This window comes from Erythrobacteraceae bacterium WH01K (assembly GCA_027941995.1).
GTDB lineage: Bacteria > Pseudomonadota > Alphaproteobacteria > Sphingomonadales > Sphingomonadaceae > CAJXSN01.
The window spans coordinates 404,570-422,026 of sequence record CP115966.1 but is presented as its reverse complement, the minus strand read 5'-3'; the positions used below and the strand labels follow the sequence as shown (position 1 = coordinate 422,026).

17 protein-coding genes and 1 pseudogene are annotated in these 17,457 nt (G+C 64.9%); 4 read left to right on the top strand and 14 right to left on the bottom strand.

The genetic code is table 11. From position 1 onward, the window contains the following. Window positions 1–95 precede the first annotated feature (95 nt). Complete coding sequence (gene rfbA, locus PF049_02185; GenBank protein ID WBY16995.1) at window positions 96–977, top strand: glucose-1-phosphate thymidylyltransferase RfbA; 882 nt, start codon at window positions 96–98, stop codon at window positions 975–977. Window positions 978–1,060: 83 nt separating this feature from the next. Continuing rightward, window positions 1,061–2,044 carry an SDR family NAD(P)-dependent oxidoreductase gene (locus PF049_02180; protein ID WBY16994.1) on the top strand — a complete coding sequence of 328 codons (984 nt, stop codon included), beginning with the start codon at window positions 1,061–1,063 and terminating at the stop codon, window positions 2,042–2,044. Window positions 2,045–2,074: 30 nt separating this feature from the next. On the opposite strand, the gene wecC is transcribed toward PF049_02180, so the two are convergent. The 10 genes and pseudogenes from wecC to PF049_02130 all read right to left on the bottom strand — a co-directional run bounded on the left by wecC (window position 2,075) and on the right by PF049_02130 (window position 10,938). Beyond that, complete coding sequence (gene wecC, locus PF049_02175) at window positions 2,075–3,376, bottom strand: UDP-N-acetyl-D-mannosamine dehydrogenase (protein WBY16993.1); 1,302 nt, start codon at window positions 3,374–3,376, stop codon at window positions 2,075–2,077. Between the two features lie 90 nt (window positions 3,377–3,466). Further along, entirely contained in the window at window positions 3,467–4,585 is a 1,119-nt protein-coding gene (gene wecB / locus PF049_02170) for a UDP-N-acetylglucosamine 2-epimerase (non-hydrolyzing) (GenBank protein ID WBY16992.1), read from the bottom strand. Between the two features lie 276 nt (window positions 4,586–4,861). Beyond that, a pseudogene (locus PF049_02165) lies at window positions 4,862–5,341 on the bottom strand (hypothetical protein). A gap of 156 nt (window positions 5,342–5,497) precedes the next feature. Beyond that, a complete protein-coding gene (locus PF049_02160) occupies window positions 5,498–6,022 on the bottom strand; it encodes a demethoxyubiquinone hydroxylase family protein (GenBank protein WBY16991.1) in 525 nt (174 codons plus the stop codon). A 13-nt stretch (window positions 6,023–6,035) separates the two neighbouring features. Beyond that, on the bottom strand, window positions 6,036–6,518 hold the full coding sequence (locus PF049_02155; protein ID WBY16990.1) for a disulfide bond formation protein B: 483 nt from the start codon (window positions 6,516–6,518) through the stop codon (window positions 6,036–6,038). Window positions 6,519–6,524: 6 nt separating this feature from the next. Beyond that, a complete protein-coding gene (locus PF049_02150) occupies window positions 6,525–7,862 on the bottom strand; it encodes a S41 family peptidase (protein WBY16989.1) in 1,338 nt (445 codons plus the stop codon). 126 nt (window positions 7,863–7,988) lie between these two features. After that, window positions 7,989–9,251 (bottom strand): peptidoglycan DD-metalloendopeptidase family protein, encoded by a 1,263-nt coding sequence (locus PF049_02145; protein WBY16988.1) that lies wholly within the window; start codon window positions 9,249–9,251, stop codon window positions 7,989–7,991. 4 nt (window positions 9,252–9,255) lie between these two features. Continuing rightward, a complete protein-coding gene (locus tag PF049_02140) occupies window positions 9,256–9,678 on the bottom strand; it encodes a 23S rRNA (pseudouridine(1915)-N(3))-methyltransferase RlmH (protein WBY17959.1) in 423 nt (140 codons plus the stop codon). A 93-nt stretch (window positions 9,679–9,771) separates the two neighbouring features. Continuing rightward, a complete protein-coding gene (gene rsfS / locus PF049_02135; GenBank protein WBY17958.1) occupies window positions 9,772–10,158 on the bottom strand; it encodes a ribosome silencing factor in 387 nt (128 codons plus the stop codon). A 126-nt stretch (window positions 10,159–10,284) separates the two neighbouring features. Continuing rightward, entirely contained in the window at window positions 10,285–10,938 is a 654-nt protein-coding gene (locus tag PF049_02130; GenBank protein ID WBY16987.1) for a nicotinate-nucleotide adenylyltransferase, read from the bottom strand. A 342-nt stretch (window positions 10,939–11,280) separates the two neighbouring features. On the opposite strand from PF049_02130, the gene PF049_02125 reads away from it, so the two are divergent. Further along, window positions 11,281–12,408: a peptidoglycan DD-metalloendopeptidase family protein gene (locus PF049_02125; GenBank protein WBY16986.1), complete on the top strand. Its 1,128-nt coding sequence runs from the start codon at window positions 11,281–11,283 to the stop codon at window positions 12,406–12,408. After that, the gene (locus tag PF049_02120; GenBank protein ID WBY16985.1) at window positions 12,401–12,811 is read left to right on the top strand and encodes a polymer-forming cytoskeletal protein; all 411 of its coding nucleotides are present in this window, start codon (window positions 12,401–12,403) and stop codon (window positions 12,809–12,811) included. The genes PF049_02125 and PF049_02120 overlap by 8 nt, the downstream gene beginning before the upstream one ends. A gap of 45 nt (window positions 12,812–12,856) precedes the next feature. Here PF049_02120 and PF049_02115 read toward each other — a convergent pair whose 3' ends face one another. From PF049_02115 to PF049_02100, 4 genes are all read right to left on the bottom strand, one after another. Continuing rightward, window positions 12,857–14,545 (bottom strand): long-chain fatty acid--CoA ligase, encoded by a 1,689-nt coding sequence (locus PF049_02115; GenBank protein ID WBY16984.1) that lies wholly within the window; start codon window positions 14,543–14,545, stop codon window positions 12,857–12,859. Between the two features lie 64 nt (window positions 14,546–14,609). Then, complete coding sequence (locus PF049_02110) at window positions 14,610–15,317, bottom strand: DUF1013 domain-containing protein (GenBank protein WBY16983.1); 708 nt, start codon at window positions 15,315–15,317, stop codon at window positions 14,610–14,612. Between the two features lie 78 nt (window positions 15,318–15,395). Continuing rightward, on the bottom strand, window positions 15,396–16,466 hold the full coding sequence (locus tag PF049_02105; GenBank protein ID WBY17957.1) for a glycosyltransferase family 1 protein: 1,071 nt from the start codon (window positions 16,464–16,466) through the stop codon (window positions 15,396–15,398). Between the two features lie 17 nt (window positions 16,467–16,483). Further along, window positions 16,484–17,395: a UDP-2,3-diacylglucosamine diphosphatase gene (locus PF049_02100; protein ID WBY16982.1), complete on the bottom strand. Its 912-nt coding sequence runs from the start codon at window positions 17,393–17,395 to the stop codon at window positions 16,484–16,486. Between the last annotated feature and the right edge of the window lie 62 nt (window positions 17,396–17,457).

Genomic DNA, 17,457 nt, shown 5'->3' with positions numbered 1-17,457 from the left:
GACGGCGATAGCCGGTCGACTTGTGTCGGTGCGAGCGCGCCTCTAGGCGGAGCCGGCGAAGGCAATCACCATTAGACAAACGGGAATAGGCGAAGATGAAGGGTATTATTCTGGCAGGCGGCAGCGGAACGCGCCTCTATCCTGCGACGATGGCGGTGTCGAAGCAGATTTTGCCCGTCTTCGACAAACCGATGATCTATTATCCGCTGTCGGTCCTGATGCTGGCAGGCATTCGCGAAGTCCTGATTATCTCCACCCCCCGCGACCTGCCCGTGTTCGAGGCCCTGCTCGGCGATGGCAGCGCGTTCGGCATCGACCTGTCTTATGCCGTGCAACCCGATCCGAATGGCCTTGCCGAGGCATTCATCATAGGGCGCGATTTCGTGAACGGACAGCCCAGCGCACTGATCCTGGGCGACAACATCTATCACGGCGACAAGATGGGCGAAAAATGCCGCGCTGCTGCCGAAGAGGCGCAGGCCCGCGGTGCCAATGTCTTCGCCTATCACGTCGATGACCCGGAGCGGTACGGCGTCGTCGATTTCGACAGCAGCGGCAAGGCAACGTCGGTCGAGGAGAAGCCTTCCGAACCCAAATCGAACTGGGCGATTACCGGTCTCTATTTCTACGACAGCCAGGTGTGCGACATCGCTGCGAACATCGCGCCCAGCGCGCGCGGCGAACTGGAGATCACCGACGTCAACCGCACCTATCTGGAAAAGGACGCGCTGACCGTCAGCCGTCTGGGCCGGGGATATGCCTGGCTCGATACCGGAACGCATGATTCTCTGCACGAGGCGAGCGCCTATGTCCGCACGTTGGAGCACCGCACCGGGATCAAGATCGCCTGTCTCGAGGAAATCGGGCTGGAACTGGGGTGGATCAACGCCGATGCCGTGCTGGCCCGGGCCGATGGGCTGGGGAAGACCGGCTACGCCGATTACCTGCGCCGCCGCGTGCGCGAACTGGCACGCTGACGCCACCGAGCTTGCACCGAATGAAACCCGCGTTCGGGCTTATTGCTTAAAAACGGACCTGCTCAACAAGGGGTGATCGCACCATGCGCGTTCTCATTACCGGGGCTGCCGGTTTCATCGGCGCGGCGCTGGCCGAGCGGTTGCTGACCCGAGGCGATCAGGTGCTCGGCGTCGACAATCTCAACGATTATTACCAGGTGTCGCTGAAGGAAGACCGGCTGAAGCGCCTCGGCGACGGCTTTTCGTTCCGGAAAGTCGATTTCGCCGACAACGCCGCCCTCTCCACCGCGCTGGAGGGGGAGGCATTCGACAGGATCGTGCATCTCGGCGCGCAGGCAGGCGTGCGGTATTCGATCGAGAACCCGCATGCCTACGTCCAGTCGAACCTCGTGGGGCACGTCAACATGCTGGAACTGGCCCGGGCGCGCGAAGTCCCGATGGTCTATGCCAGTTCGTCCAGCGTCTATGGGGGCAATACGAAACTGCCCTTCGCGGTCGAGGACCGGGCGGATCATCCCGTCTCGCTCTATGCCGCGACCAAGAAGGCGGACGAGTTGATGAGCGAAACCTACGCCCATCTCTACCGCATTTCGCTGACCGGCCTCCGGTTTTTCACCGTTTACGGGCCGTGGGGCCGCCCCGACATGATGCTCTGGAAATTCACCAAGCGCATCCTAGCAGGGGAAACCATTCCGGTTTTCAACAACGGCGATATGTACCGGGACTTCACCTTCATCGACGATATCGTTTCAGGGGTCGTCGCCTGCATCGATGCGCCGCCGGCAGACGATGGCACCGTGAAGGCGGGCGGCAGCGTGAAGCCGCACGCGCTCTACAATATCGGCAATCACCGGTCGGAAAACCTGATGGACGTCATCGCCGTCCTGGAAAGCGCGATCGGCCGCAAGGCGGAGATGGAGATGCTCCCCATGCAGCCGGGCGACGTCCACAAGACCTATGCCGATATCGAGGCGATCCGCCGCGATCTGGGGTACGAGCCGACCACGGGTGTCGAGGCCGGCGTGCCGGCCTTCGTCGACTGGTACCGCTCCTATCACCGCGTCTAGGCGGACCCGCCGGCCACCGCCCGGAAACCCTCAGCTGGCGAGACGCAGACCCGGCGCCGTGCGCTTCACGTGCGCGTCCGGCCAGATGCCGCGCGTGTCGTAGATGGCCGCGTGGGCGCGCTCTTCCGCCGGGATGACCTTGAAGACGTCATGGTCCACCAGCACGATCATGACGTCGCACGTTTCGAGCGCGGCATCGATGTCGACCAGAGACGCTCCGGTGCCGTCGAATTCCCTCGGCAATTCTGCCGCATAGGGTTCGACCACGCTGATGCGCTCGCCGTAATCGCGGGCCAGCGCCGCGGCCACGTATCGGGCCGGGCTTTCGCGGAAATCGTCGATATTCGCCTTGAAGGCGAGGCCGAGGCAGGCGACCTGCGCATTCGGGTTTTGGTCCACCAGCGCTTTGGCCCGGGCAAGGACGTGATGCATCTTCGCATCGTTGGTCTCCCGCGCCTGCCGGATCATGTTCGCCTGCTCCGGCGCGCCATGGACGATGAACCACGGATCGACCGCGATGCAGTGCCCGCCCACGCCGGGTCCGGGCTGGAGGATGTTGACCCGCGGGTGGCGGTTGGCCAGCCGGATTACTTCCCAGACGTCCAGTCCCTGCGCATCGGCAATCATGCTGAGCTCGTTCGCAAAGGCGATATTGGTGTCGCGAAACGCGTTTTCGACCAGCTTGGTCATCTCTGCGCTGGCGGCATCGGTCGTCACGCATTCACCGCGCACGAAACGCTTGTAGAATGCGAGCGCCTTGCGCGCGCAGCGTGGCGTGATGCCGCCGATGGACCGATCGTTGCGGATCAGCTCTTCCAGGATTTTGCCGGGCAGAACGCGCTCCGGGCAATAGGCGATCGAGACGTCGGGCGTCCGGTCGGTCAGCCCGGGCATGGCGAGATCGGGCCGCAAGCCTGCAATGAGGTCGCGCATCGCCGCGGTCGTACCTACCGGCGATGTCGATTCCAGGATGATCGTGTCGCCTGCCGTCAGCACGCCTGCGACTTCCGTCGCCGCGCTCATGACATGGCTGGTGTCGGGCGTGTGCTTGCCGTCCTTCTCGAACGGGGTCGGCACGGCGATGACGAATACGTCTGCCGGCTGGACCTGCGTGGACGCCTTCAGCGTGCCGCGCTGGACGACCGAGCGAACCAGCCCGTCGAGGTCGACTTCCTCGATATGGATCTCGCCCCGATTGATCGTGTCGACAACGGCCTGGCTGACATCGATGCCCGTGACCGGGCAGCCGCTACTGGCAATGACCGCCGCAGTCGGGAGGCCGATGTAACCGAGGCCGACAACGCAGACGTCGGGTTTGTTTTCGCCAATCATGGTGGTCGTGTGTCCTGCTAGCTAAGTCTGGCCGCCAGCCTTGGCAGGACGAGGTAAATATAGCGGTAACGCTTGCGCGAGTGCCGTGTCTTATTGCGCCAGCAGGTCGGCGATCCGCATCGCTGAACGGCCATCGCCGAACGGATTGTGGGCGCGGGCCATGGCTTCATAGGCTGCGGGGTCGTCCAGCAGCGCCGTCACTTCGGCCACGATCCTGTCGGCATCCGTGCACACCAGCTTCGCTGTGCCGGCATCGACGCCTTCCGGCCGCTCTGTCGTCTCGCGCATCACCAGTACGGGTTTGCCAAGCGCGGGTGCCTCTTCCTGCACACCGCCGCTGTCGGTCAGCATCAGGTGGCATATATCCAGAAGGCGGGCGAAATGCGGGTAATCGAGCGGTTCCAGCAGCGCGACATTATCCAGCCCCGACAATTCCTCGTTCATCACCGCGCGGACATTGGGGTTCAGGTGGACCGGGAACACGATCGCGGTATCGTCCCACGCGGCGATCCGTTTGACGGCGTCGGCAATGGCCCGCATGCCCTCCCCGAAATTTTCGCGCCGATGGCTGGTCATGCCGATGATACGCTTGCCGGCAAAGCGCTTCTCCACCTCGGCAAGACCGCTCGCCAGGCCGGGCTCTGCCTCGACCTTCGCGGTGATCCAGTGGAGCGCGTCGATCACCGTGTTGCCGGTCACATGGACGATGGCGGGATCGACGTTCTCGCGCAGCAACGCAGCCTGCGAAACCTCGGTCGGCGCACAATGGATCGCAGCCATGCTGCCGATGATCTTCCGGTTCACCTCTTCGGGCCAGGGATGATAGATATCCCCGCTGCGAAGGCCCGCTTCGACATGGCAGACCGGGATTTTGCGGTAATAGGCTGCCAGCGCGCCGCACATGGCCGTGGCCGTATCGCCCTGCACCACGACGTGGTCTGGCCTCACCCGGTCCATGACTTCGCCGATACCGGTCAGAAGGCGCGCGGTGAGTGCATCCAGCGTCTGGTCCGGCTGCATCACGTCCAGATCGTCGTCCGGCGTGATCCCCGCGATGTCCAGCACCTGGTCCAGCATCCCGCGATGCTGCCCCGTCACCAGGACATGGCTGTCGAACCGCTCATCGGCTTCCAGCACGTGGACGAGCGGGAAGAGTTTTATGGCTTCGGGACGGGTGCCGAATACGGTCAGGATCTTGCGCGTGGTCATGCCGCCGCCATTAACCATCGAAGGTTAAGGCGATGCTAGCCCACACGGCGAATTGCGCAGCGAATTGCGCGACGATTTGACTTAACGGGCTCGGACAACAGCCGAACCCGCACCGCGTCAGTTATCGCCGCCGATCTGTGCCGGCGCGCTGGCATCGACCGGCAACGGCTCCTCGGCGCCGTCGTCGAACGGACCTTCGCGCTCCGGGGCGGACGGGATGGCGCGGCCTTCGGTGTCGATGAGCGGCGGCGGGCTGCCGTCGACGACTTCGTCGCCTACGGGTGCGGCGCGCTCCGCCTCCAGCCGTTCGAGATACTCGCGTTCGATCGCCTCGACCTCTGCCTGGCGAATGGCCGCGTCTTCGTCAATTGTCGCAAGCCGGGCGGCGCGCGCTTCGGCGATCAACTGCCCGAAGCGCACTTCGGAGCTTTCGCGCCGCTCGCCATAGGCCGCGTCGATCAGTTCTTGGGTACAGCCGGTCGATCCGCCGGCGCCCGTGGGGGAGCAGGAAAACGTGCCGAAATCGCCGATGAACTGGAAACTTTCGACCCGTTGCGCCCACGCGGTATTGGAGGGATCGTCGCTGAAGCGCAGGGTTTCGGGAATGCGGTAACGCTCGCTCTCGGGAAGGCGCGCGACGACGACGATCTCGTCCGCATTGGCCGTCGGCTGCACATCGTCGTCGCCATAGACGATGACCATGTTCACGCGGTCGCCCGCCGAATCCTGCGCCAGCGCCGGAGTGGAAGCGGCCATGATTCCGGCGGCGAGCGGGAGAGTGAGAGAGCGCAAGTGCATTGGTTTCCTACCTTTGGGATCGGGCGTGAATGGCAGCCATAAACGGCGCACGGCCCTGAATATCGTCTGAAGTGTGTACCTGAAAAGCGTATCGGCCGCCCGGGCGTTCCCGTTTCAGATTCGCTCGCTTATTCGGATTGCCGCCTTGCAGCCCAAGCGGATCACGCCCGACAGCAGCGGATAGGCCGGTGCCTTCTCCGCGCCGGCAGCCAGCGCGGCGTCGCGGTGCTCGCGCTCGTCCTCGCGGAAGCGTTCGATCATGTCGGCGAGCCTGGGGTCCGCGCCGCTTTCCTCCAGCCGGTCTAGCTGGTCGGAATAATGCTTGTCGATTTCCTCTTCGACCGCAGCGGTGCACGCCATGGCCGCCTCGGGCCCGATCAGCGCGGTGGCAGCGCCCAGCGCGTAACCGGCGACATTCCAGAAGGGCTGGAGCGCGGTCGGGCGAACGCCGCGCTCTGCCATCAGGGCATCGAATTCGGCCCGGTGCCCTTCTTCCTGCCGGGCCATGGCGCGGATTTCCCCCGAATGGGGTCCGCGGTCGCCCATCACGGCAAGCTGGCCTTCATAGATGCGGGTCGCCCCGAATTCGCCCGCCTGGTCCACCCGGATCATGCGATCGATGTCGTTCTTGCTCGTCATAGCTTCGGTCCGTTCATGCCAACGCCGGGTCCTTGCGGCCGATCAGCCACAGGATGGCAATCGCCGCGCCGGTCGAAATCAGGAAGTTCCATCCTGCAAGAGATACGCCCAGCAGGTCCCAGGGTGCCTGGTCGCATCGCACCAGCGGCGCATTGAGGATGGAATCGAGCGCATCGCCCGCTGCCACGGTGTTCGAGGTGGCGCATCCGGTGATGCCTTCCCACCAGCCATATTCGACCCCCGCATGGAAACCGCCGATCAGTCCCGACGTAAGGATCGCCAGCGCGGCAAAGGCGGTCCAGACGCGCGCCGGGCCGACAAATGCGGCAAGCAATCCCAAAGCGACCGCTGCGAAATGCGGCCATCGCTGCCACCAGCACATCTCGCACGGATAGAGGCCGAATGCATACTGGCCGACATAGGCGCCCGCCAGCAGCAGGGCCGGAACCGCGAGGGCGATCTGCCGGGCAAGCCGGACCGAGGGCGTTTCGGTCATGCGGCCCTACTTGCGGATGGCGACGGAACTGGGCGTCGTCCGGCGCAGGGTTTCCAGAGCGTAATGCAGCTGGAAATCCTTGATGCCTTCCGCTTCCAGTTCCTCCGCCGTTTTCACGAAGCGCGGATCGATCGTCTTGTCGTTCTCGAGCTCTTCGTCCTTGAGGCCGAGCTCGTTGACGAGATGCCCGCGAAGGTCCGATTCGCGCATCTGGTATTTCGTGCGGCGGGCAAGATCGGGATCCGACAATTGCGGCACCTTGATGTCGGGCTTGATACCGCCCTCCTGCACCGAATGGCCCGACGGCGTATAGTACCGCGCCGTCGTCAGTTTCAGCGCCGCGTCACGGCCCAGCGGCAACAGCGACTGGACGCTGCCCTTGCCGAAACTGCGTTCGCCCATCACCAGCGCACGGCGGTGGTCCTGCAGCGCTCCGGCGACGATTTCACTGGCAGAAGCGGAGCCTGCGTCGATCAGGACCACGATGGGCACGCCCTTTGCCATGTCTCCGCGGAAGATGGATTCGGCTTCGTACAGGCGGTTCTCGCCACGCTCGCGCCCGCGCTGCGATACGATGCTGCCCGAATCGAGGAACAGGTCCGAAAGCGCGACCGCCTCGTCCAGCGAACCGCCGGGATTGGAGCGCATGTCGAGGACCAGGCCGTTCACCCGGCCGGACGCTTCCTGTTGCAGCGCATCCCACGCGGCATAGACGTCGGCCCCGACATCGCGGGAGAATTCGTTGACGCTGATATGGCCGATATTGCCGTCCATCAGTTCATGGGTCACAGGCTCCAGCTCGATCACGCCGCGCGTCACGGTGACGTCGAACGGCTCGTCGTGGCCGGCGCGGAACAGCGTGAGGGTGATGTCGGTTCCCGCCTGCCCGCGCATCTGCTGGACAGCATCGTCGAGGTCGCCGCCATAGATCAGCTTGCCGTCGAGGTGCGTGATGAAGTCCCCGGCCTTCACCCCCGACTGTTCCGCCGGACTGCCGCGGAACGGGCTGATGACCTTGACCGCGCCATCATCCATGATGACCGACAGGCCCAGTCCCGAATAATTCCCGTCGATCAGGGTTTCGAGGCGTTGCAGGTCGCTGCCGTCGAGATAGACCGAATGGGGATCGAGGCTGGCCAGCATCCCGTCGATCGCCCCGCGCACGAGTTGCTCGTTATCGACCTCGTCGACATAGGCCGCCTTGATCTGCTGGTAGGTCGCAAACAGCTTCGCGAATTCCGGACCGGCGCGGCCATCGACCTGTGCGAAGCCGGCCGTGGTTGCCGGAATCAGCGCGACTGCGGTGACAAGCGCGGCAGAGCGGATGATGGGAGCGAATTTCATAATACGTGTTCTCCGGACATTACCGACACTATCGCGCATCAGGCGTGAACGGAAGATGAGGATTTGGACCACTGTCCCGGCCTTGGCCCGCAGTCCTGCCCTGGGCGACAAGGGGCGAGGATACCGTCAGCCCACGTAATCGAGCGGATTGACGGCCCTCTGGCCGCGCCTGAGTTCCAGCGTGACCTCGGGATCCTCCACCCCTGCGACACCCAGCGGGGCGCCCGCCACCAGTTCCTCGCCAACGTCGACATCGCTGCGCGCGAGGCCGGTGACGAGGCTGGTCCAGCCGCCGCCATGCTCCAGGATGACGATCCGCCCGAACCCGCGATAAGGTCCGGCAAAGGCCACGCGCCCGGCTGCCGGCGCGATGACCTGGGCGCCGCCGCGCGGGACGATGGTCACGCCTTCCGAACGGATGCCCGACGGCGTGACCGATCCGAACCCCGCGACCGTCCGTCCAGCAACAGGCAGTTGCAGGTCCACCGGGGCGAGGCGGCCCCTTCCAGCGGTCGCGTTCGAGGCGCTGGCCGTGGCCGATGGGGTCGCATCGGGCGTTTGCGCGGCGACTGCCGCGTTGTCGCCGAAAGGACGCAGGACGGGGCCGGGAAGTGCCGCCAGTTCCTCGCGAAGCTCGGCCGCAGAGGACAGTTCGCGCACCAGGCCCGACAGGTCACGCGCTTCTTCCGACAGGGCCAGCGCCCGCTCCGCCTCCCTCGCCGCTGCCCCGCTGGCCTGCCGCGACACGATACGCTGGCGGCTTTCGAGTGCAGCGAGCTCACGCTGCCTGCCGCCGAGCACCGTCTCCTGCTCTCGCAGCGTGACAATCGCCTGGTCCGCTTCGCGTGCCAGCGCCTGCCCCCGCTCGATCGAGCCGCGTAGGGCAGCCGTGCGTTGACGGACCTGTGGCACGGTCGAATCGAGCAGGGCCCTGAGATAGACCGTCTCTCGCAGCGAGCCGGGCTTCAGCGCCGACACGGCCAGCGGCCTGCGGGCAAAATTCTGCAAGGCGGCGGTCAATCGCACCAGCGGTTCGCGCCTCTGCGCCAGCTGCCGGTCGAGCTTGCGTCGTGCCGCCTGGATCAGGGACAGGCGCGATTCGGCAGCCACGATCCCTGCTTCCGCTTCCTGGATGCGAGCGGCCAGCGCGGCGGCTTCCTGCGCGGTTTTCTCTGCCTTGGCGGTTGCTTTCGCCGCTTCTTCCTCGAGCTGGGCGCCGCGCTGCCGGGCCCGCTTCGCCTCGGCCTCGGCGCGTTGCATGGCGGCGCGGGTCGATTCGGGATCGTCCAGCGCGCTATCCTGCTGCCCGGTGACCGGAACCGCCACCAGCATGGCCGCGCCCAGCGCGCCAGCGCCGATCAGGGCGGTTATGAAGAGGCGCGGGCTCATGCGGTCAGCCTGCCCGATGATAGGGGTGGCCGGCAAGGATGGCGGTCGCCCGGTAAAGCTGCTCCATCAGCATCGCGCGGGCCATCAGGTGCGGCCATGTCGCGCTGCCGAAGGCAAGCAGCAGATCGGCCTCGTCCCGCTCCGCATCGGTATGCCCATCCGCCGCGCCCAGCACGAACCGGGTTTCCCGGATTCCGTCATCCCGCCAGCGTTCCAGCGTTTCGGCCAGCTTCTCGGACGCGAGATCCATCCCCCGCTCGTCGAGCAGGACGGTGCGGAAAGGGGACTGGGGATCGGGTATCCGGCCCCCTGTTTCGGGCAGTTCGGTCAGTTTGAGCGGCCATGTCAGCCGCTTTTCGTATCGCGCAACGAGCTCGGCCTCCGGGGACCGGGCAATCTTCCCGCGGGCGATGACGTGGAGGAGGATAATCGTATCTCCCGGCCTGGCCTGCGCCCCCGCGCGCTTAGCGAAAGCGGCGCAGGGTCGGATGCGGTGTCAGACCCAGTGTCAGACCCACTATTAAACGTTGCCGCCGACGGGCGGCGCGTCTCCGAACGCCCACATGCGCTCCAGATTGTAGAAGCTGCGAACCTCTGGCCGGAACAGGTGCACGACCACGTCGCCGCAATCGATCAGCACCCAGTCCGCGGCCGGAAGGCCTTCCAGCCGCACAGGGCCATGGCCCGCCTGCTTCACCGTTTCGGCCAGTTTCTGCGCCATCGAGGCGACCTGACGCGTGGAGCGGCCCGACGCGATCACCATGTGATCCGCAATCGAGCTTTTCCCGGCGAGCGGGATCGAAACCATTTCCTGTGCCTGGTCATCGTCCAGCTGCGTCAGAACCAGATGGTGCAGCGAACCGGGCTCCGCCTGTTCGAGCGGGTTTTCGGGCAGGCTGTCATCCATTTCTGCGGGAATGGAGCTGGGATCGGAATGAGGCATATCGGTTTGCGCCTGCGTCATCGGCGTCGTGGTTACTCCTGTCATGACAAGTAGATGGGGTGCGTCCGGGCAATTTGCGAGTCGGCGCGTTCACCCCGTCACGCCTTCGCCGGGGAACAGTCGGTGCGTTACCTGGTCGCGCAGCGGTCCGCTGCCCATGCGCGCAGCCCATTCCGGATCGCTGCGACGAATGGAAGTCGCCGAGCGCGGGTCGGGATCGAAACGCATCATCACCAGGGTCGGCGCACTCCATTGGCCCCGTTTGCGAAAGACGGCCGGCGACACGCGGTGGGGCGCAAGCCACGCCATTGCGGGGCTGGCAACGGCAGCGGCATCATAGCCGGGCCGTGCAATCGTCGCAATCGGCATGATTCGCGCGATGTCGCGCCAGTCTTTCCAGCGGTGGAACGAGGCGAGGTTGTCCGATCCCATCAACCACACGAAATCCCGTTTCCGGTAGCGGCGGGTAATCCGCGAAAGGGTATCCACCGTGTAGCGCGTACCAAGCTCCCGCTCGATCGCGGTGGGGCGTATCGGCGCGCGGCGAGACATCTTTACCGCGCTGCGATAGCGCGCCTGCAGCGGCGCCATGCCTTCCTTTGGTTTCAGCGGGTTCCCGGGAGAAACCAGCCACCAGACCTCGTCGAGGCCCAGCGCATCCATGGCAAACAGGGAGATACGGCGGTGTCCGCCATGGGCCGGATTGAAGCTGCCCCCGAGCAGGCCGGTTCGCATACCGGTCATACCGTCTCCGGGCCCGGCGACTGGCGGGAAGCGTTGCGAACCATGCGGTTGGCGGGGGAATCCGGCATGGGCTGCGCCTAGCAAGCATCAAGGTGCTTGTCATGGACGGGGAGCATCGGCGCAGAAGGATAGAAATGGGGTTCGCCGCGATTGGTTCCCGAAAAACCCGCGAATTTCCGCTCCGAATAACGTTTCACCGCTCGACCCTCTCGGTTCGGCCACAGAATCGCCGCCCGGATTCGACCTGCCGGGTTTCGCTGCCTAAGCCCCGCCCGGGTCAAAAAAGAAAAGTACGGGGTCGCTTTGATTTCTGGAACCGATAGCGGCGGTATTGCCGGCCGCATGGCAAACCTTTTTCCCGAGCGCGAATTCTTCATGCGCTCGCAGGGCAATGTCCGCTTCATCAAAATCTCTTCGCGCGCTCAGAAGCTGGTCGCCGGCGGTATCGTCGTCGCCCTGCTCGTCTGGGCCATCAGCATGGGCGTTATGAGCTGGCTGCAATACCGTGCAGCCGCCGATCGTCTCTCGCTGCTGGAACGCGAGGCGCAGGTCGCAACCGCGTCCGAGCGTGTCGAGGCCTATCGCGAAGACCTGGGGTCTGTCGCCAGCGATCTCGAACGCAGGCAGACCTTTATCGAAGACATGGTCGCCGCGCTGCCCAGCGATGCAAAGGCTGGCGAGACGGTAACCGATTCCTCCAGCGAAACGGCAAAGACCGTCGACAAGGTCAGCGCTGCCCTGCCCGAAGCCAGGAGCCTGGCCGAACTCGAAGCGCGCCAGCTTGCCTTCGTCGAACGCTTGACGCGCTATGCCGATCGCCGTGCGCAGCGCGCCGAGGAAGCCATCCGAAAGCTGGGTCTCAACCCGACCACGATGCTTGCCGGAGCAGAGCGCGAGGCCATGGGTGGTCCGCTGGAGAAATTCGGCGCCGACGGCGAAATCGATCCGCGGTTCGAGCGGCTGGGCCTGTCCCTTGCCCGCATGGGCGCGCTGGAGCGTGGCCTGGCAGGCATCCCTCAGGTTTCGCCCGCCGATGTCGCTGCCGTCACGTCGAGCTATGGCTATCGCCGCGACCCGTTCACCGGCGTCGGCGCAATGCATTCCGGCCTCGATTTCCGCGGTCCCACCGGTGCCCCCATCTTTGCGGCGGCAGACGGCACGGTCAGCTTCGTCGGGTCAAAGGGTGGTTACGGCAAGACGGTCGAAATCCAGCACGGCAACGGCCTGATGACCCGCTACGCCCACATGTCGCGCTTCGATGCCAAGGTCGGCCAGAAGGTCGAGGCTGGCAAGACCATCGGCGCCATCGGCAGCACCGGTCGCTCGACCGGCCCGCACCTCCATTTCGAGGTTCGCATCAACAATCGCGCGGTCAATCCGCGTCCCTTCCTGGAGGCAGCCCCCGATGTTCTCAAAGAAGCACGACGAGACACAGTCTCCGGCAGCGCCAAGGCTCGCACCGATGGCTAAGTCCAACAGCTCCGGCAGCTTTTCCGTCATCGGCGCAGATATCGTCATCACCGGCGACATCAGCGCAACGACCGAGCTTCACGTCGACGGGACGGTCAATGGCGACCTCACCTGTGCCAGCCTGGTCCAGGGCGAAGGAAGCAGCGTGAGGGGCGCGATCAAGGCGGAATCCGCCCGGCTCGCAGGGACGGTGGATGGATCCATCGATGCCCGCGAGCTGGTGATCCTGCGCTCTGCGACCATTACCGGCGACGTCCACTACGACGCGCTGACGATCGAACAGGGCGCGCAGGTCGATGGCCGGTTCGCCCCGCGCGGCAGCGGGAAGGCACAGCCGCAATCGCCACTGGCTGCGAAGCCTGGCAGCGCAGGCGACGAGCCGCAGCTCTCCATCGCTACCTGAACCGATTGCGCGGGAAGGGCCTGCCCTTTCCGGTCTGTCGCCCCGTCAGAGAACCTCGGCCCGAAGCGCCTTGCGGTCGAGCTTGCCGATCATCGTCTTGGGCAATTCGTCGCGGATGACGACTTCGTCGACCCGCTCGTGCTTGCCGACGCGCGCATTGAGCCAGTCTGCCAGTCCGTGCGCGGTGGCGTCCGCCCCCTCGTACAACGTGACATAGGCGCGCGGCACTTCGCCCCGGTAATCGTCCGGCACGCCGATCACCAGCGCTTCTTTCACCGCCTCGTTCTCGAGCAGCACGTCCTCGACCTGGCTCGGGAACACTTTGAACCCGCCGACCGCGATCATGTCCTTGATGCGGTCCACGATCTCGAGGAATCCGTCCTCGTCCACGGTAGCGACGTCGCCGGTGCGCAACCACTGCTTGCCGTGATGCTCCACGAAGACGTCCTTTGCCGCTTCTGGGCGGTTCCAGTATCCGGACATGATCTGTGGTCCGTGGATCGCCAGTTCTCCAGGCTCCCCGTCCGGGGCGATGACCGAAGGGTCCTCCTTGTCCAGCAGCAGGATTTCGGTCGATGCGACGGTCTGTCCGATGGTGCCGGGCTTGCGCAGGCCATCATAGGGATTGGCCGACACGACGCCGCTGCTCTCCGTCAGGCCATAGCCTTCGACGATGCGCACGCCCGTCCGTTCTTCCCATTTCTCGCGCAGCGGCGCCGGGAGGGGCGCACCGCCGGAAATGCATACCTTCAGGGTCGAAAGGTCGGTCTTGCCGATATCGGGATGGTCGAGCAGCGCCTGGAACATGGTCGGCACGCCCGGGAAGCCTGTGCAGCCGTATTTCTCGATCGTCTGCAGCACCTGCTTCGCCTCGAAGCGGGGCACGATGGCGATCGATCCGCCGCTTGCCACGGCATGGTTCAGCAATGCGGTGTTCGCAAAGACATGGAACATCGGCAACGCGCCCATGAAGACCTCGTCCGCCGGATCGCCGAACGGGTTGAGGCCCGCGACCTGCCGCGCATTGATCGAGAGGTTGGCATGGGTCAGCATCGCACCCTTGGGCGTGCCGGTCGTGCCGCCGGTATATTGCAGCAGGGCCACGTCGCCCGTTGCGGGCGGGCGCGTCTCGCTGCTGCTTTCCGCCAGCCAAGATCCCCATCCGGTACGGACCTGCAGATCGTCCCAGCGCAGGATGGTGTCCGAATAGGATACGGCGGCAATCTGGCTGCGCTTGAATACGCGCATGGCAACGCCCTTCAGCGGGGCAAGCATGTCGGAAATCCGGCCAACGACCAGCGTTTCGAGCGCAGACGCCTCAAGTACCTTCTCGGCAGTGGCGTACAGTTCCGGTGCATCGACCGTCACAAGCAACCGCGCACCGCTATCGGCGACCTGCTGGGACAATTCCTCGACGGAATAGAGAGGAGAGAAATTTACCACGATGGCCCCTGCCATCATCGCCCCGTAATAGGCAGAGACGTATATCGGCACGTTGGGCAGGAACAGCCCCACACGGTCGCCGCGCTTTATGCCGCGTTCGCGCAGCCCGCCCGCGAAACGCACCGACTGGGTGTAGAGATCGGCATAGCTGTAGGTGCGGCCCATGAAATGGATCAGGGGCCGGTCCGGTTGTCTTGCCGTGGTTTCGGCAAACATCTCCGGCAGCGTCATCGCTTCGAAAGTCGTATCCCACGGGACGGGATGGTGCGTCGGCAGCTTACTTACATCCATGTAAGCCCGAATGGCGGGTCACGCCTCGCGGTGCAAGGCGAAACCCGGCATTCTTTCGCAAAAATCACGCTTCTTCCGTGCCTTCTTCGGCGCGCTTGTTGGCCAGCCACTCGGCAGCTTCGGCCTCCTGCGCGGCTTCGGCAGCAGCTTTCTCGTTGGCGGTACGCTCGGCCCGCAATTCCTCGATCAGCTTGTCGCGGTCATTGGTGTCGCCGGCGGCCACTGCGGCGGCATCCCCTTCGAGCCCGGCCTTCTTGGCGGCCTTGGCCACCACGGCATCAAGCTCGCGCTGCGAACACAGGCCCAGCGTCACCGGGTCCTTCGCCTGGATGTTCTGGATGTTCCAGTGCGTGCGGTCGCGAATCGCGCCGATCGTGTTGCGGGTGGTGCCGATCAGCTTGCCGATCTGGGCGTCCGAAATCTCGGGGTGGCTGCGCAGGATCCAGGCGATGCCGTCCGGCTTGTCCTGGCGCTTCGACACGGGGGTGTAGCGCGGACCCTTGGTGCGCTTCACCTCGACCGGGGCCTTCTGCATGACCAGCGAATAGGAACTGTCCTTCTCGCCCTTCTCGATCTCCTCGTGCGTAAGTTCGCCCGAGTGGACGGGATCGCGGCCGGTATATTTGCTGCCCGCAAGATCGTCGGCCATCGCCTGCACTTCGAGAATGTGCAGACCGCAGAATTCCGCGATCTGTTCGAAGGCCAGCCCGGTATTGTCGATCAGCCAGGTGGCGGTCGCATGGGGCATCAGCGGAGTGGGTTGGTCGGCCATGAGGATATCCTTGACAAAATAGAAGGGCCGCCCCTTTCGGAGCGGCCGCTTGCTGCCCCATGTAAGCGTTTGCGCGGCTCAGGGCAAGGCGGCACGGTCCATCAGGCTCAGCCCGCTGACGAACTGGTCGGTTGCCGCGCTCCAGCTGTACCGCGCGCCGAACGCGGCGCAGTCCGCCCTGTCGCACAGCAGCGCTGCGGCCGCGGCACGGCGCAGATCTTCCGACAGGGCCCCGACGGCATCCTCGATAATGTCTGCCGGGCCGGCGACGGGGAAGGCGGCAACCGGTGTTCCGCAGGCCAGCGATTCGATCATGACGAGGCCGAACGTATCGGTCCTGCTGGGGAAGACGAAGACGTCGGCCCCGGCATAACATCCGGCAAGCTCCCGGCCCGAACGGCGGCCAAGGAAATGTGTTTCCGGGTAGCGAGCTTGCAGCGACCCGAGTGCGGGGCCGTCGCCGACCACGACCTTGCTGCCGGGAAAGTCCATGCCGAGAAACGCCTCGATATTCTTCTCTACCGCGACTCGCCCGACATAGAGCAGGATGGGTCCGGGCAGTTCCGCATATTCCGGCGGCGGCGGCGCATCGGGCGAAAAGCACTCGAGGTCCACGCCGCGGCTCCAGTGATGAAGATGGCCGAGTCCCTGGTCCCGCAATTCCCGCCGGATCGTCGGCGTGGCCACCATGATCGCCTGCGACGGGCGATGGAACCAGCGGATGAAGGGCCAGAACATGCTCGCCGGCAGGTTCGTGCGCCGCGCCAGGTAATCGGGGAACTGCGTGTGGTAGGCGGTGGTGAAGGGAATGTTCCGCCGCACGCAATAGGCCCGCGCGGCAAGGCCCAGCGGTCCCTCGGTCGCGATGTGGATCGCATCCGGCGCGAGGCTGGCCAGCGCCCGCCCGGTTGCTCCCGGCAGGGTAATGGCCAGCCGTATCTCTGGATAGGTCGGGCACGGGATGGACCGGTGGCCATCGGGCGACAGGATCGTGACGTCGCATCCACGATTCCGAAGATGCGCGGCGGTCGTGGACAGCGTGCGCACCACGCCATTGACCTGCGGATGCCAGGCATCGGTCACGATTGCGATGCGCGCGGGCAGGCTGCCGGAATGCTTTCCCGAACGGATCGCGGCGGGCAGGTCCATCTGGTCGGCGAGCGCGTTCATGCAGCGGCCCGTTCGGAAACTGCGCTCTCGCTCTCTTCCGCCTCGCGCCGGGCAACCTCGTCCGCCCAGTGGAGGATTTCCATCCGGCCATCCTCGTGCTCGACCAGTGCGTTGCAGCCTTCGACCCAGTCGCCGTCGTTCCAGTATTCGACGCTGCGCCCTTCATGGTCGAACATCCGGTGCTCGGCCGTATGGATATGGCCGCACACGACGCCGTCGACCCCGCGCTCGCCCGCCGCGCGCGCGACGACTTCCTCGTATTTCGAGATGAATTCGACGGCGTTCTTGACCTTGTGCTTCGCCGCCTTGGAAATCGACCAGTAGGGCAGGCCCAGCCGCTTGCGGACCAGAGCCACCCAGCCGTTTATCTTCATCATAATGTGGTAAAGCGCATCGCCCACGAAGGCGAGCCAGCGATGGGCCAGCATGACCGTGTCGAACTCGTCGCCATGCAGGACCATCAGCCTGCGCCCGTCGGCAGTGTCGTGAAACGCGGCGCGGGCGATTTCCACCCCGCCGAAATTCATGCCCGCGAAGGGCCGGATCATTTCGTCGTGATTGCCGGGAATGTAGACGATACGCGTGCCGCGCTTGGCACGCTTCAGGATGCGCCAGACGATGTCGTTATGCTCCGGCGGCCAGAAGATCTTCTTCTTCAGCCGCCAGCCGTCGATGATGTCGCCGACGAGATACATGGTGTCGCTGTCGGTGCGGTCGAGGAAATCGATCAGCAGGTCGGCATTGCACCCCTTAGTGCCCAGATGGACATCGCTGATCCAGATCGTGCGGAACCGGCGGCGCTTCTCGCCCTCTGGTTCGGGAATGGCGGGTTTTGCCGGGGGATGATGGATCCAGTCACCGATCGCGGTGAAGGACGAAGACGACGGCGCTTGCAACGTATCGAGCATGGGACGCTCCTGTCGTTTCAGCAGGGCCCGGGCCGGGCAACCTGTCGGAACGAGTCCAGTCC